This is a genomic window from Aeromonas sp. S41-2 (assembly GCF_027705845.1).
Lineage (GTDB): Bacteria > Pseudomonadota > Gammaproteobacteria > Enterobacterales > Aeromonadaceae > Aeromonas > Aeromonas hydrophila.
Genome location: NZ_JAPDCG010000004.1, coordinates 165,442 through 178,870, shown reverse-complemented (window position 1 = coordinate 178,870; position 13,429 = coordinate 165,442). Strand labels below are relative to the sequence as shown.

Here is a 13,429-nt window from a genome sequence, read left to right as displayed (position 1 = left end):
CTTATCTTGTTGGTGCCTGACACCCATCCGGGGTGAGAGACGACCTCACTTATTGTTGTGCGATTACAACATATGCTCCGTCATCTTAGGGTGACAATCTACCCAGATTGTCTGCGCAAGGTCAAATAACAGGCCGATTCAGAACATGTATTTCCATCACCTGTCCCGAGGTGCGATGTCATGTAACTTACTTACATTCCCGTCAATTCAGAGACAGAAACGGCGGATCAGGTGCTGCAATACGCGGGTGGTCGGTTTGACGAACGACAGATCCAGATATTCGTCCGGCTGGTGGGCCTGGGCGATGTGGCCGGGGCCCAGCACTATGGTTTCACAACCGAGCTGCTGGATGAAGGGGGCCTCGGTGCAATAGTTCACGGATTCGGCGGCCCGCCCACTCGCCCGCTCGGCCTCGCGCACCAGCTCGGAGTCATCGGCGCAGGCGTAGGCGGGGATCGGCTCGTGCAGGTGCTGCAGGTGCAGGCAGCCCGGCTGGTGGATCTCGATGGGGGAGAGCGCTTCTTTGAGCATGCCCATCAGCTCGTCGGGGCCCACCTGTGGGGTGGGGCGCATGTCGATGTGCAGTTCGCAGCAGCCGCAGATGCGGTTCGGGCTGTCGCCTCCCTGGATGTAGCCGAGGTTCAGGGTCGGCTGCGGCACGGCGAATCTGTGGTCGGCGTACTTCTCCTTCAGGCTGTGTTGCAGCTTGAGCACCTGGCCCATGGCCTGGTGCATGATCTCCAGCGCGTTGACGCCGTTGGCGGGATCCGAGCTGTGACCACTCTTGCCGGTGATGCGGATCGCCTCCGACATGTGCCCCTTGTGGGCCACCACCGGCACCAGCCCGGTCGGCTCGCCGATCACCGCGTAGTCGGGTTTCAGCTCAGCTGCGGCGGCGATGGCACGGGCCCCCGCCATGGTGGTCTCTTCATCGGCGGTAGCCAGGATGCGCAGCGGCTTGCTGAGGGTCTTGAGATCGATCTCTTTCAGCGCCTCGACGATAAAGGCGAAGAAGCCCTTCATGTCGATGGTACCGAGGCCATAGAGGCGGTTGCCCTCTTCGGTCACCTTGAAGGGATCCTTGCGCCAGGCGCCCTCATCGAACGGCACCGTATCGGTGTGGCCCGCCAGCAGCAGCCCCCCTTCGCCTTGGCCTATCGTCGCCACCAGATTGAACTTGCCCGGCAGATCGGGCAGGGCGGTTACCTCGCACTGAAAACCGAGCTGACCGAACCAGTCGGCCAGCAGCCGGATCACCGCCTCATTGCTCTGATCCCAGCGGGGATCCGTGCTGCTGATGGACGGAATCGCAATAATATTCTTGTAGAGTGAAAAAAAATCCAGATTGGCCACCTGCTCCTCCTTGCTTCCCCGGAATGTTTCTGTTAGAAAATACAAATGCAAAGTGAGTGCATGAATATTCTGTAAGTTTGCCTGAATACGTGGCTCATCGACAAGGCTTCTAGTTGTAAGGGAAAGTTAATGTTCTGTCACCTGATCTATAACCGACGACACACACCCGCCTGAATTGCCCCTCCGCACTTGTGCATGGGGCATCGAACCCCCTTGTGCACCGCAGCACCATGCTGTGAATCTCGAACTCTGACTTGGAATACTCAACATGCTTAACACCGTTATCGTCGGTGCCAGTGGCTACGCGGGAGCCGAGCTGGCCGCCTTGGTCCAGAACCATCCACAGCTCAAGCTGTTCGGCCTCTATGTTTCCGCCGGCAGCCAGGACGCCCACAAGCGTTTCTCTTCTCTGCATCCCCAGTGGGTCGGCGCGCTCGATCAGCCGCTGCTGCCGCTGGACGAAGATGGCATGACCCGGATCCTGACCCAGGCCGATCTGGTGCTGCTGGCCACCGCCCACGAGGTGAGCGCCGAACTGGCGCCGAAGTTCCTCGCCAAGGGGCTGCCGGTGTTCGATCTCTCCGGGGCCTTCCGGGTCAGGGATCAGCAGTTCTACGCCTCCTACTATGGCTTCACCCATGAGAGCGAGCAGTGGCTGGATCAGGCCGCCTACGGCCTGGCCGAGTGGAATGCCGAAGCGGTCAAGGCGGCCCAGCTGATTGCCGTGCCCGGTTGCTACCCGACTGCCTCCCTGTGCGCCCTCAAGCCGCTGCAGCAGGCAGGACTGATTGCCAAGGGGTGGCAGCCCATCATCAACGCCGTCTCCGGGGTCTCCGGTGCCGGTCGCAAAGCGGCCATCAACACCAGCTTCTGCGAGGTGAGCCTCAACCCCTACGGCACCTTCAATCACAGGCATCAGCCGGAGATCAGCCACCACCTGGGCAAGGAGGTGCTGTTCCAGCCCCACCTTGGCAACTATGTGCGCGGCATTCTGGCCACCATCTATGTGCAACTGGCGGACGGCGTGACGCCGACCCAGGTGGATCAGGCCTACCTCAAGGCCTACGAGGGCAAGTCGCTGGTGCGTCTGACCGGCCAGATGCCCTCCATCCGTGGTGTCGCGGGCACCCCGTACTGCGACCTCGCCTGGCAACAGCAGGGCAACATGCTGGTGGTGGTATCCGCCATCGACAACCTGCTCAAGGGCGCCGCCTCACAGGCCATGCAGTGCATAAATATCAAATTCGGATTTGAACCGGCCACCGGCCTGATTTAAGGACTCAAGGAAGGATCGCAACGATGAACAAGCAGACTCTGGTAATCAAGTTGGGCGGTGCACTGATCGAAAACGACGAGGCGCTGACCGCCCTGTTTGCCACCCTCAAGACCTTTCTCGACGAGCAGCACAGACCCCTGGTGCTGGTGCATGGCGGCGGCTGCCTGGTGGATGACTTGCTCAAGGGGCTGGGGCTCACCTCCACCAAGAAGAACGGTCTGCGGGTGACCCCGTTCGAGCAGATCCCCTTCATCGCTGGCGCGCTGGCCGGTACCGCCAACAAGATGATGATGGCCAAGGCCATCGCCACCGACATCCCGGCGGTGGGACTCTGTCTGGCGGACGGCGGTCTGTGCCAGGTGACCCAGCTCGACCCGGATCTCGGTGCCGTCGGCGAGTGCAAGCCGGGCAACCCGGCACTGGTGGCAGGGATCCTGGGGCAGGGCTTCCTGCCAGTGGTGAGCTCCATCGGCATCACCGCCGAGGGGCAGCTGATGAACGTCAACGCGGATCAGGCGGCCACCGCCATTGCCGAGGCACTGGGCGCCGACCTGGTGATGCTGTCGGATGTGAGCGGCATCCTGGATGGCAAGGGCAAGCTGGTGCCCCAGCTCGACAAAGTGACCGCGCTGGATCTGATGGAGAAGGGGGTGATCAGCGACGGCATGGCGGTCAAGGTGAAAGCCGCCCTGCATGCCGCCGAGACCCTGGGCAAACCGGTCTGCGTCGCCAGCTGGCGCTACCCGGATCAGCTGCTCAAGCTGCTGGCTGGCGGCGCGGTCGGCACCCAGGTCACCCTCTGATCTCCACCGGAACAAGGAACATCCGATGCAACATCTTCTGAAAGACAGTGATCTGAACAAAGCCCAGATTGAGGCGCTGATTGCGCTGGGCAAAGCAGTGAAGGCCGACCCGAAGAAGTACAGCCAGGCGCTGGCCGGCAAGAGCGTGGTGACTCTGTTTGAGAAACCCTCCCTGCGCACCCGGGTCACCTTCGACATCGGCATCGCCAAGCTGGGCGGCCACAGCGTCTATCTGGATCAGCAGAACGGCGCGCTCGGCAAGCGCGAGTCGGTGAAGGATTTCGCCGCCAACCTGTCGCGCTGGTGTGATGCCATCGTCGCCCGGGTGTTCGATCACCAGACCCTGGTCGAGCTGGCGGAGCACGGCACAGTGCCGGTGGTGAACAGCCTGTGCAACCTCTACCACCCCTGCCAAGGGCTGGCCGACTTTATGACCATTAGCGAACACTACGACGATCTGTCGAAGGTGAAGCTGGCCTATCTCGGCGATGGCAACAACGTCAGCCACTCCTTGCTGCTGCTGGGGGCGACCCTCGGTACCGACGTGACCCTGGTCTGCCCGAAAGGCCACGGCCCGGATACCCAGATCTTCCTGCAGGCCCAGGCGCTGGCAGCCCAGTCCGGTGCGACCATCCACATCAGCGACGACGTGGCGGCCATCGAAGGGTTTGACGTGGCCTACACGGATACCTGGGTCTCCATGGGTGACAACACGCGAATGGAGCAGGTAAAAGATATCTTTATGCCTTATCAGATCAACCAGGCCCTGCTCGACCGCACCGGCATCCAGCATGTGCTGCACTGCCAGCCGGCGCACCGGGAGCTGGAGATCACCTCTCAGGTCATGGACGGGCCTGGCTCCCTCATCATGGACGAGGCAGAAAACCGGATGCATATCCAGAACGCCGTGCTGCTGACCCTGCTTGGGCACAAATAACGGCAACCGACCCCAAATAACACCCTTTTATCGAATCATCATGGAGAGAAGTAAATGAGCGGAATCAACAAGATCGTACTGGCTTACTCGGGCGGACTGGATACCTCGGCCATCATTCCCTGGCTGAAGGAAAACTATGATGCGGAGATCATCGCCTTCGTCGCCGACGTCGGTCAGGAGCGTGACGATCTGGAAGGGATCGAGCAAAAAGCCATCGCCTCCGGCGCCACCAAGTGCATCGTCAAGGATCTGCGGGAAGAGTTCGTCAAAGAGTACGTCTACCCGACCCTGAAGACCGGCGCCGTCTATGAGGGCACCTACCTGCTGGGTACCTCCATGGCCCGTCCGGTGATTGCCAAGGCGATGGTCGAGGCGGCGCTGGCGGAAGGGGCCGATGCCATCTCCCACGGTTGCACCGGCAAGGGCAACGATCAGGTGCGTTTCGAAGGTGCAGTCGCCGCGCTGGCGCCCCAGCTGAAAGTGATCGCCCCCTGGCGTCTGTGGGACATGCGCTCCCGGGAAGATCTGCTGGCCTACCTGGAGACCCGCAACATCCCCTGCAAGGCGACCCTGAAGAAGATCTACAGCCGCGACGCCAACGCCTGGCACATCTCCACCGAGGGTGGCGAGCTGGAGAGTACCTGGAACGAGCCGTCCGAAGCGGTCTGGCAGTGGACCGTACCGGCCGAGCAGGCACCGGATCAGCCGGAGTACGTCAAGCTGACCGTGGCCCAGGGTGAAGTGGTGGCCGTTGACGACCAGCCGCTCAGCCCGCACCAGATCCTGATGACCCTGAACGAGCGTGCCGGCAAGCACGGCGTGGGCCGCATCGACATCACCGAAAACCGCATGGTGGGCATGAAGTCCCGCGGATGCTACGAGACCCCGGGCGGTACCGTGATGGTCGCCGCGCTGCGCGCGGTAGAAGAGCTGGTACTGGATCGCCCGACCCGCGCCTGGCGGGAGAAGCTGGGGGCCGAGTTCTCCCATCTGGTCTATGACGGTCGCTGGTTCACCCCGCTGTGCAAGGCCATTGTCGCCTCTGCTAACGCCATTGCCGAAGATCTCGACGGTGAAGTGGTGCTGAAGATGTACAAGGGTCAGGTCACTGCGGTGCAGAAGAAGTCGCCGAACAGCCTCTACTCCGAAGACTTCGCCACTTTCGGCGCCGACGAAGTGTACGACCAGAGCCATGCCGAAGGCTTCATCCGTCTCTACACCCTGGCCAGCCGGATCCGCGCCATGAAGGAGCAGCACCAGGCCATCGGTGGCGATCACACCCACGGTTAAGCAAGCGCGATAACCCGTTGATTCCGTTGAGGGGGCATGGCCCCCTCTTCTATAGGCCGAGGGCATGGCTCCTGAGCCATCATCGGCGGGTGTGACAAGAGCGGCAGCGCCCCGGCCGCTTCTGTGAGATAACAGGCTCGCAGAAAAACAGGGCACGATTTCAAGCTCGGTGGCCAGGGCGCCGCCGACAACGCATTCAAGGAGAGCAGTATGGCACTTTGGGGTGGACGCTTCAGTCAGGGAGCCGATAGCCGGTTCAAGCAGTTCAACGATTCGCTGCGGTTCGATTACCGGCTGGCGGAGCAGGATATTCAGGGCTCCATGGCCTGGGCCAAAGCGCTGGTCAAGGTGGGCGTATTGACCGAGGGTGAGCAGGCCAAGTTGCAGCAGGCGATGGAAGTGCTGCTCGCCTCGGTGCAGCAGGATCCCCAGCAAATCCTCAGCTCGGACGCCGAAGACATTCACTCCTGGGTCGAGAGCCAGCTCATCGCCGCCGTCGGCGATCTCGGCAAGAAGCTGCACACCGGCCGCTCGCGCAACGATCAGGTCGCCACCGACCTGAAACTCTGGTGCAAGGCCCAGGGCGAGCTGCTGCTCGGCTCCATCACTGCCCTGCAACAGGGGCTGGTCGCCTCTGCCCGCGCCAATCAGGCCGCCGTGCTGCCGGGTTATACCCACCTGCAGCGGGCCCAGCCGGTCACCTACGCCCACTGGGCGCTGGCCTATGTGGAGATGCTGGAGCGGGATTATTCCCGGCTGCAGGATGCCCTCAAGCGCCTCGACACCAGCCCGCTCGGCTGCGGCGCGCTGGCGGGCACCGCCTACGCCATCGACCGCGAAGCCCTGGCGATCGACATGGGCTTTGCCGGCGCCACCCGCAACAGCCTGGATTCGGTCTCCGATCGGGATCACGTGGTGGAGCTGATGCACGTAGCGTCCCTCTCCATGACCCACCTGTCGCGCTTTGCCGAAGATCTCATCTTCTACAACACCGGCGAGGCGGGCTTTGTCGAGCTCTCCGATGTGGTCACTTCCGGCTCGTCGCTGATGCCGCAGAAGAAAAACCCCGATGCGCTGGAGCTGATCCGCGGCAAGACCGGCCGGGTAGTCGGCGCCCAGATGGGCATGCTGATGAGCCTCAAGGCGCTGCCGCTGGCCTACAACAAGGACATGCAGGAAGACAAAGAGGGGCTGTTCGATGCCCTCGACACCTGGCACGACTGCCTCGACATGGCGGCGCTGGTGCTGATCGATCTGAAGGTCAATGGCGAGCGCACCATGGCGGCGGCGCAGGGCGGCTACGCCAACGCCACCGAGCTGGCAGACTATCTGGTGGCCAAGGGCATTCCGTTCCGTGAGGCGCACCACATCGTCGGTGAAACCGTGGTCTATGCGATCCAGGTGAAGAAGCCGCTTGAGGAGCTGACCATCGGTGAGTTCCAGCGCTTCAGCCCGGTGATCGAGTTCGATGTCTACCCCAATCTGGAGCTGGAAGCGACCCTGGCCAAGCGGGTCGCCAAAGGCGGCGTTGCCCGCGAGCAGATCGAAGGCGCACTGGTCGCCGCCGAAGCCTGGCTGGCCAAGCGCGGCTGATTGCCAAGCCGAATGAAACGAAGAGGGCTCAGGCCCTCTTTTTTTATGTCTATGCCATCGCCTGCCACTCCCGATTGCGCAAGAATGGGCTTCTGCATGGACGCCAGTGCCTCGCTCAAGGAGCCCTTATGTATCAACCACCCCATTTCGCCGTTACCGACTCCGAGACCCTGCACCAGCTGATCCGGGCCTCTCCGCTGGGGGCCTTGATCACCCATGGTGAAGGGGGACTGGATGCCAACCATCTGCCATTCGAGCTGGATTCAGGGGAAGGGGCCCATGGCGTCCTGCGTGCCCACGTTGCTCGCAACAACCCGCTCTGGCAGGAGATGAAAGACGGCGACGAAGTGCTGGTGATCTTCAGGGCCGCCGACGGCTACATCTCCCCCAGCTGGTATCCGAGCAAGCATGAGCATCACCAGCAGGTGCCGACCTGGAACTACAGCGTGGTGCATGCTCACGGTCGCATCCTGATCCGCGACGATGCCCGCTTCGTGCGCAGGCTGCTGGCAAATCTGACTCGTCACCATGAGGCCGGGGAGACGACCCCATGGAAGATGGCGGATGCGCCGCGAGACTATCTCGAGACCATGGTGCAGGCGGTTGTCGGCATCGAAATCGAGATAACCGGGCTGGTCGGCAAGTTCAAACTGGGTCAGAACAAGGAGGCGGCGGATCGCCTGGGAGCGGCCAATACCTTGCAGGATCGCGGGCAGACCGCGCTGGCTGAGGCAATGCTGAGTCCACCTCTTTCACTACCCTAGCGTGGCAGCATGGGATCCGGCCCGACAAAAACGGCAACCTCCAGGTTGCCGTTTTTCATGGTTCCACTCCCGTTCACGCGCTGGCATTGAGCAGCTTGCCGACGCCTTCCCCCTTGCCGTTGGGCAGGGTCTGCTTGAAGGCGTAGAGCAGCTGATCGAGGTTGAGGTCGCTGTTGCCCAAGGAGCCCTTGAGGGTGTCGAGCTCGCTCTGCAGCGCGTCGAGGCGGGTGCTCTGGGTGCCGTCGGCCAGCTGGGTGCGGGCGGCGTCGATGGCCTGGGGCAGCGACTGGCCCGAGTACTCCTGGCCCAGGGTCTGCATCAGCGCCCCCATGAAGTGGTTGATGGCGGGGCGGTTCTGCTCGCTGTTGGCATCCTTGACCCCCAGCCGCTGGAACAGGCTCTGCACCGTGGGGGCGAGCCGCTCTTCCTGCACGGGGGGCTCGGCCTTGGCCTGTGGTGTGCCATCGCCGAGCAGCTTGCTGCCGAGCTTGAGGGCGAGGGAGGCGAGGGGAAGCAGGGTGCTGATGGCGATCATGATGTCACTCTCCGTACGACTGATGTCATGACGGAGCAGGGAATGGGCCAGCTTGGCGAAAATTCAGACTGAAAATGGCAGGGGACTGATCCTGCTGTGAATTTAGTTTTTGCCCTGCTGGAGGCGGGTGAGCGCGGGAAGGGGCGGCGGCAAACCCTTGCAGCCCGGGGGCTGGCCGGTTTGCCGCCCGGCTTGCCGGATCAGAGTTCCTTGAAGGGGCGGCGCTTCTCCTCCTCGATGACGATGGCCTCCAGATTGGCGATGCGCTCCTGCAACTGGTTGATGAGTACGTCCTGTTTGCCGAGGCGGTCGGTGATGCGAATATCCCCCAGCTGGTAGCGGGCCCGCTTGCTGAGAAAGCCGAACAGTGCGCTGATGAAGACGATCAGCACGATACCGGTCCACATGGTCATGAGTGACTCCTTGCCGATGAACAAACGAGAAAACAGCCTGCTTGCCTTCTGTTGTCTCATACCCGATTGCTGGCTGCAATGGCCGGCAATCGGGCACTGCGACCCGCGTCAGATCGTCTGCCAGAGTGGACGGCCGAGCCAGAGCCCCCACAGGGTGAGGTGCAGCAGCACGATGAACCAGAATACCCTGCGATAGCTCCCCTTCTGGGTCTTGTGGCGCAACCAGTGACGGGCCACCAGGGCCCCTGGCCAGCCACCGAACAGCTCCAGCAGGTGGAGCCGGGATTCGGGGATGCGCCAGCCACCGCGAATGGCCTGGCGCTTGTCGTGGGCGTAGGCCAGCACCGTCAGCAGGCTCATGGTGGTGACGATGGCGAGTGGCCACCAGTTGGTGTCGGCCAGGCCGAGCCAGGCGGTCCACAGCAGGGGAAGCAGGGCGAGCCAGATCACAGGGCCAGCTCCCAGCCACGGGGGGCGTCCGGGCTCAGGCTGCGGATCACGCGCGCCGGGTTGCCCACCGCCACCGAGTCGGCCGGAATGTCGCGGGTGACCACGGCGCCGGCACCTATGATGGAGCGCGGCCCTATGGTGACGCCGGGGCAGATGATGGCGCCGCCGCCAATCCAGCAGTCATCGCCGATCCGCACCGGCTTGTTGTAGGCGGTCCAGTTGCGTCGCTCCAGATAGTCCATGGTGTGGGTGGCGGTGTAGATCTGCACGTTGGGGGCCAGCAGTACATGGCTGCCGATGTGCACCTCGCCCACGTCGAGAATGGTGATGTTGAAGTTGAAGAAGGTCTTTTCGCCGATGTGGATGTTGCGGCCGAATTCGCAGGTGAAGGGAGTGCTGATCCAGCAGGAGTCGGGGCAGTGGCCGAACAGCTCGCCGCACAGGCGTTGGCGCAGGGCTTCGTCACCGGCCGGGGAGGCGTTGAGTTGTGCCAGCAGCGCCTGACCACGGATCCGGTCGTTCGCTATCTCCTCGCTCTGGCTGTCCAGGGCGCCGCCCGCCAGTACCTTGTCCCAATCGCTTGCCATGCTACAGCTCCTCTCATGTGCCAAGAGGAGCCAGTATACGCGAGCACTTTGGCGGCGTCAGGCTGTCACTTGCTGCAAGCTCAGGTGCCGGGCCAGATCAGCGGCAGGATCAGCAGGGCCGAGACGAAGTAGGGCAGCAGCACCCGCAGCCCCAGCCGGCGGCCGCCGATCCCCAGGGCCAGCAGCCCCTTCACCAGCGAGTTGACCAGCCCGGCCAGCAGGATGCCGCGGGCCGCCACCTCCAGCGCCAACTCCTTGTGGGAGAGCTGGGAGAGCGACAAGGTGATGGCGTCCACGTCGGTGATGCCGGAGACCAACGACAGCAGATAGACCCCGGAGTTGCCCACCTTGCTCTGCAGCAGGGTGGCCATGAAGCCGATCAGCGCCAGCAGCAGGCCGAATTTGATGGCGGTGGCGAGATCGAGCGGGTTGCTGGTCTGGGGCTGCACCGGGCCGTCGGGCAGCTCCTCGCGCTGGCGCCAGAACCAGAAGGCAAAGCCGTAGACGGTGGCTGCCAGCAGCAGCAGGGGCGCCGCCAGACGCATCGCCAGCTCGCTGTGAATGAGCAGCACCAGTACCAGCAGCCGCAGCCACATGGTGGCCCCCGCCAGCAGGATGCCGGTGGCCAGCAGCCGCTCCAGCCCGCCCTGCTCCTTGTTGAGGCGGGCGAACTGCAGGGTGAGGGCGGTGGAAGAGGCGAGCCCCGCCAGTATGCTGGTGAGCACCAGCCCGGCGCGGGTGCCGAGCAGGCGCACCGCGAAGTGGCCGCAGAACGAGATGCCGGCGATCACCACCACCATCAGCCAGATCTTGAAGGGGTTGAAGGCATCGAGCGGCCCCATCTCCTCGTTGGGCAGCACCGGCAGCAGCACCAGAGATATGAGCAGAAAGCGCAGGGTGGCGTGAAATTCGGTCTCGCTCAGAAACAGCATCCCCTGCTGGATCTTGCCCTTGAGCCCCATCAAGAGGGCCGCCAGCACGGCGCAGGCCACCGCCTCGCTCGGGCTCAACAGCACCGACATCAGCCCCAACAGATAGGTGAGCAGCATGGCCACCGAACTGGTGAGGCCGAATTCCCCCTGCCAGCGCTGGGCCAGCCAGACCGAGAGGCCGCAGCCCGTCACCACCGCCAGCAGACCGAGCAGCGGCAGCCAGGGGCCCAGGGTGGGCAGCAGCAGGGCGCAGACCCCGCCGAGCAGGCCGATGAGGCCGTAGGTGCGCATCCCGGCGATGCGTTGGTTGTCCCCCAGCTGGCGTACCTGCCAGCCCCGTTCAAGTCCGATGATGAGGCCGATGGCCAGCGACACCAGGGCGCCATTGACGGGTTCTGCATTGATCCACATAACGACTTCCTTTTCGTCATCTGCCTGCCTTGTTTCCATGATGGCACAGCCGGCACCGGGCCAGCGCGGCCTGGCTCACAGAGTGCGCGAATGGCGCCTGTGGCCTCCTGATATGAGCAAATGAGATAAGCAAAGCGTTATTTCTTGGTTCTCGGCATAACAAGCCCACGGCATGCTGCATTCAACCCAACGAGATATGGAGTATCCCCATGAAACTGCGAATGACCGCCCTGACCCTGCTCTCCCTGCTGACCCTCGGTCAGGCCAATGCCTCCGAGATCCGTTTGCTCAACGTCTCCTACGATCCGACCCGCGAACTGTTCCAGGAGTACAACGGCGCCTTCGCCAAGGAGTGGAAGGCGAAGACCGGCGACGACGTGGTGGTCAGCCAGTCCCATGGCGGCTCCGGCAAGCAGGCGCGCGCTGTGGTGGACGGGCTGGAAGCGGACCTGGTGTCGCTGGCGCTGGCCTACGACGTCGATGCCGTGGCCAAGCAGGGGCTGACCGCCGCCGACTGGCAGAGCCGGCTGGCCAACAATGCGGCGCCCTACACCTCCACCATCGTGTTCCTGGTGCGCAAGGACAATCCCAAGCAGATCAAGGACTGGGATGATCTGGTGCGCAAGGACGTGGCCATCGTCACCCCCAACCCCAAGACCTCCGGCGGGGCGCGCTGGAACTACCTGGCTGCCTGGGGCTACGCCCTGAAGAAGAGCGGCAGCGAGGAGGGGGCCAAGCAGTTCGTCGGCGATCTCTACAAGAACGTGAAGGTGCTGGACTCCGGCGCCCGCGGTGCCACCACCAGCTTCATCGAGCGCGGCCTTGGCGACGTGCTGCTGGCCTGGGAGAACGAAGCCCTGCTGGTGCTGGGTCAGCCCGGCAATAGCGACAAGTTCGAGCTGGTGGTGCCGTCGGTCTCCATCCTGGCCGAGCCGCCGGTGGCGGTGGTGGACAAGGTGGCCAAGAAGCACGGCACCGAGGCGGTGGCCAAGGCTTACCTCGACTACCTCTACTCCGACGAGGGGCAGCGCATTATCGCCAAATATCACTATCGCCCCAGCAACCCGGCGATCCTGAAGGAGACCGCGGCCCAGTTCCCGCAACTGGCGCTGTTCACCGTCAAGGATCTGGAAGGGGATTGGGACAAGGCGCAGAAGAAGCACTTCGCCCAGGGCGCCCTGTTTGACCAGATCTACCAGCCGGGTCGCTAAGCGGCCGGCCATTGCCAACTTAACTGGCCCCTGTGCCAGCTGATAGGAGCACCAAGATGAACAAGATCCTCCTGGTTCCCGGTCTGCACAACAGTGGGCCGGATCACTGGCAGAGCCGCTGGCACCAATACTTCCCCCACTGGCAGCGGATGGTGGGGTTGCCGTGGGATCGGCCTGACCTCACGGTCTGGAGCGCCAAGCTGGCGAGCAAGCTGCGCAGCCGGCGCGGCCGGGCCCATCTGGTGGCTCACTCCTTCGGCGCGCTGGCGGCCATAACGGCGGCACGTCAGCAGCCCGACAAGGTGGCCTCGCTGTTCATCGTGGCGCCGGCGGATCCGGCCCGCTTCGGCTTGCCAGACGAGCTGCTGGCAGGGTCGCTCAAGGTGTCGGCCCAGCTGGTGGCCAGCCGCAATGATCCCTGGATGAGTTTTGAGCGGGCCGAGTACTGGAGCCGCCAGTGGCAGGTGCCGCTGTTCGATGCCGGCGAGGTGGGCCACATCAATGCCCAGTCCGGCCACGGCGAATGGAACCAGGGGCTCAACCTGCTCGGCACCCTCTATCGGCGGGCCGAGATGGTGGTAGAGCCGACGCCGGCGGTGTGGGAGCGGCGGGCGGCTTTGAGTTTTCGCTGAGCGGCGAGCGTTGATCACACAGGTTTGGAATAGAGAAGGAGGGCAGGCACCCGACACCGCGACAGTCTGATTTGGATAGCTTGGTACATTGCACGACGCTCCATTTTTAGGTCTTTTATTTATATAAAAGACCTTTTTTTCATTTTATGGCTCTAAAAGCCTTGTCCGCCGCTGTTAGACAAAAAAGTGCTTAGCAAAGGCGTTATTGGTGTTTGTTGCCCCAAACAGGAATGCGCAGAATC

At 63.1% G+C, this 13,429-nt stretch carries 14 protein-coding genes; 8 read left to right on the top strand and 6 right to left on the bottom strand.

Features of this window, described 5'->3' with window-relative positions; translation table 11 throughout:
• Window positions 1-207 precede the first annotated feature (207 nt).
• Complete coding sequence (gene argE / locus OKC44_RS11515) at window positions 208-1,353, bottom strand: acetylornithine deacetylase (protein ID WP_130633109.1); 1,146 nt, start codon at window positions 1,351-1,353, stop codon at window positions 208-210.
• Window positions 1,354-1,621: 268 nt separating this feature from the next.
• On the opposite strand from argE, the gene argC reads away from it, so the two are divergent.
• The 6 genes from argC (at window position 1,622) to OKC44_RS11485 (ending at window position 8,016) form a co-directional block, all read left to right on the top strand.
• A complete protein-coding gene (argC, locus tag OKC44_RS11510; RefSeq protein ID WP_270812923.1) occupies window positions 1,622-2,629 on the top strand; it encodes an N-acetyl-gamma-glutamyl-phosphate reductase in 1,008 nt (335 codons plus the stop codon).
• Between the two features lie 23 nt (window positions 2,630-2,652).
• Window positions 2,653-3,432 carry an acetylglutamate kinase gene (argB, locus tag OKC44_RS11505; protein WP_187268732.1) on the top strand — a complete coding sequence of 260 codons (780 nt, stop codon included), beginning with the start codon at window positions 2,653-2,655 and terminating at the stop codon, window positions 3,430-3,432.
• Between the two features lie 25 nt (window positions 3,433-3,457).
• Complete coding sequence (locus OKC44_RS11500) at window positions 3,458-4,369, top strand: ornithine carbamoyltransferase (RefSeq protein ID WP_270812922.1); 912 nt, start codon at window positions 3,458-3,460, stop codon at window positions 4,367-4,369.
• Between the two features lie 54 nt (window positions 4,370-4,423).
• Window positions 4,424-5,659, top strand: coding sequence for an argininosuccinate synthase (locus OKC44_RS11495; RefSeq protein ID WP_016349361.1), 1,236 nt, complete (start codon window positions 4,424-4,426; stop codon window positions 5,657-5,659).
• Between the two features lie 210 nt (window positions 5,660-5,869).
• Window positions 5,870-7,252 (top strand): argininosuccinate lyase, encoded by a 1,383-nt coding sequence (gene argH / locus OKC44_RS11490; RefSeq protein WP_270812921.1) that lies wholly within the window; start codon window positions 5,870-5,872, stop codon window positions 7,250-7,252.
• A gap of 128 nt (window positions 7,253-7,380) precedes the next feature.
• Window positions 7,381-8,016: an FMN-binding negative transcriptional regulator gene (locus OKC44_RS11485; RefSeq protein WP_270812920.1), complete on the top strand. Its 636-nt coding sequence runs from the start codon at window positions 7,381-7,383 to the stop codon at window positions 8,014-8,016.
• 73 nt (window positions 8,017-8,089) lie between these two features.
• On the opposite strand, the gene OKC44_RS11480 is transcribed toward OKC44_RS11485, so the two are convergent.
• The 5 genes from OKC44_RS11480 to OKC44_RS11460 form a co-directional block, all read right to left on the bottom strand.
• Window positions 8,090-8,551: a hypothetical protein gene (locus OKC44_RS11480; protein WP_029301914.1), complete on the bottom strand. Its 462-nt coding sequence runs from the start codon at window positions 8,549-8,551 to the stop codon at window positions 8,090-8,092.
• 200 nt (window positions 8,552-8,751) lie between these two features.
• Window positions 8,752-8,964 (bottom strand): hypothetical protein, encoded by a 213-nt coding sequence (locus OKC44_RS11475; RefSeq protein ID WP_016349365.1) that lies wholly within the window; start codon window positions 8,962-8,964, stop codon window positions 8,752-8,754.
• A gap of 108 nt (window positions 8,965-9,072) precedes the next feature.
• Complete coding sequence (locus OKC44_RS11470; protein ID WP_039215378.1) at window positions 9,073-9,414, bottom strand: DUF1294 domain-containing protein; 342 nt, start codon at window positions 9,412-9,414, stop codon at window positions 9,073-9,075.
• A complete protein-coding gene (locus tag OKC44_RS11465; protein WP_016349367.1) occupies window positions 9,411-10,001 on the bottom strand; it encodes a sugar O-acetyltransferase in 591 nt (196 codons plus the stop codon). Before OKC44_RS11465 ends, OKC44_RS11470 begins: the two co-directional genes overlap by 4 nt.
• 80 nt (window positions 10,002-10,081) lie before the next feature.
• A complete protein-coding gene (locus OKC44_RS11460; RefSeq protein WP_060390446.1) occupies window positions 10,082-11,344 on the bottom strand; it encodes an MgtC/SapB family protein in 1,263 nt (420 codons plus the stop codon).
• 209 nt (window positions 11,345-11,553) lie between these two features.
• Between OKC44_RS11460 and OKC44_RS11455 the strand changes: the two genes are divergently transcribed.
• Complete coding sequence (locus tag OKC44_RS11455; RefSeq protein ID WP_270812919.1) at window positions 11,554-12,555, top strand: sulfate ABC transporter substrate-binding protein; 1,002 nt, start codon at window positions 11,554-11,556, stop codon at window positions 12,553-12,555.
• Between the two features lie 56 nt (window positions 12,556-12,611).
• Entirely contained in the window at window positions 12,612-13,187 is a 576-nt protein-coding gene (locus tag OKC44_RS11450) for an RBBP9/YdeN family alpha/beta hydrolase (RefSeq protein ID WP_011704572.1), read from the top strand.
• Window positions 13,188-13,429 lie beyond the last annotated feature (242 nt).

What these genes read in the sequence shown, in the direction of transcription:
- argH (WP_270812921.1), top strand. Translation starts at nt 5,870, where the DNA reads ATGGCACTTTGGGGTGGACGCTTCAGTCAGGGAGCCGATAGCCGGTTC.
- OKC44_RS11495 (WP_016349361.1), top strand. Translation starts at nt 4,424, where the DNA reads ATGAGCGGAATCAACAAGATCGTACTGGCTTACTCGGGCGGACTGGAT.
- OKC44_RS11485 (WP_270812920.1), top strand. Translation starts at nt 7,381, where the DNA reads ATGTATCAACCACCCCATTTCGCCGTTACCGACTCCGAGACCCTGCAC.
- argC (WP_270812923.1), top strand. Translation starts at nt 1,622, where the DNA reads ATGCTTAACACCGTTATCGTCGGTGCCAGTGGCTACGCGGGAGCCGAG.
- OKC44_RS11475 (WP_016349365.1), bottom strand. Translation starts at nt 8,964, where the DNA reads ATGACCATGTGGACCGGTATCGTGCTGATCGTCTTCATCAGCGCACTG.
- argB (WP_187268732.1), top strand. Translation starts at nt 2,653, where the DNA reads ATGAACAAGCAGACTCTGGTAATCAAGTTGGGCGGTGCACTGATCGAA.
- OKC44_RS11455 (WP_270812919.1), top strand. Translation starts at nt 11,554, where the DNA reads ATGAAACTGCGAATGACCGCCCTGACCCTGCTCTCCCTGCTGACCCTC.
- OKC44_RS11465 (WP_016349367.1), bottom strand. Translation starts at nt 10,001, where the DNA reads ATGGCAAGCGATTGGGACAAGGTACTGGCGGGCGGCGCCCTGGACAGC.
- OKC44_RS11500 (WP_270812922.1), top strand. Translation starts at nt 3,458, where the DNA reads ATGCAACATCTTCTGAAAGACAGTGATCTGAACAAAGCCCAGATTGAG.
- OKC44_RS11460 (WP_060390446.1), bottom strand. Translation starts at nt 11,344, where the DNA reads ATGTGGATCAATGCAGAACCCGTCAATGGCGCCCTGGTGTCGCTGGCC.
- OKC44_RS11480 (WP_029301914.1), bottom strand. Translation starts at nt 8,551, where the DNA reads ATGATCGCCATCAGCACCCTGCTTCCCCTCGCCTCCCTCGCCCTCAAG.
- OKC44_RS11450 (WP_011704572.1), top strand. Translation starts at nt 12,612, where the DNA reads ATGAACAAGATCCTCCTGGTTCCCGGTCTGCACAACAGTGGGCCGGAT.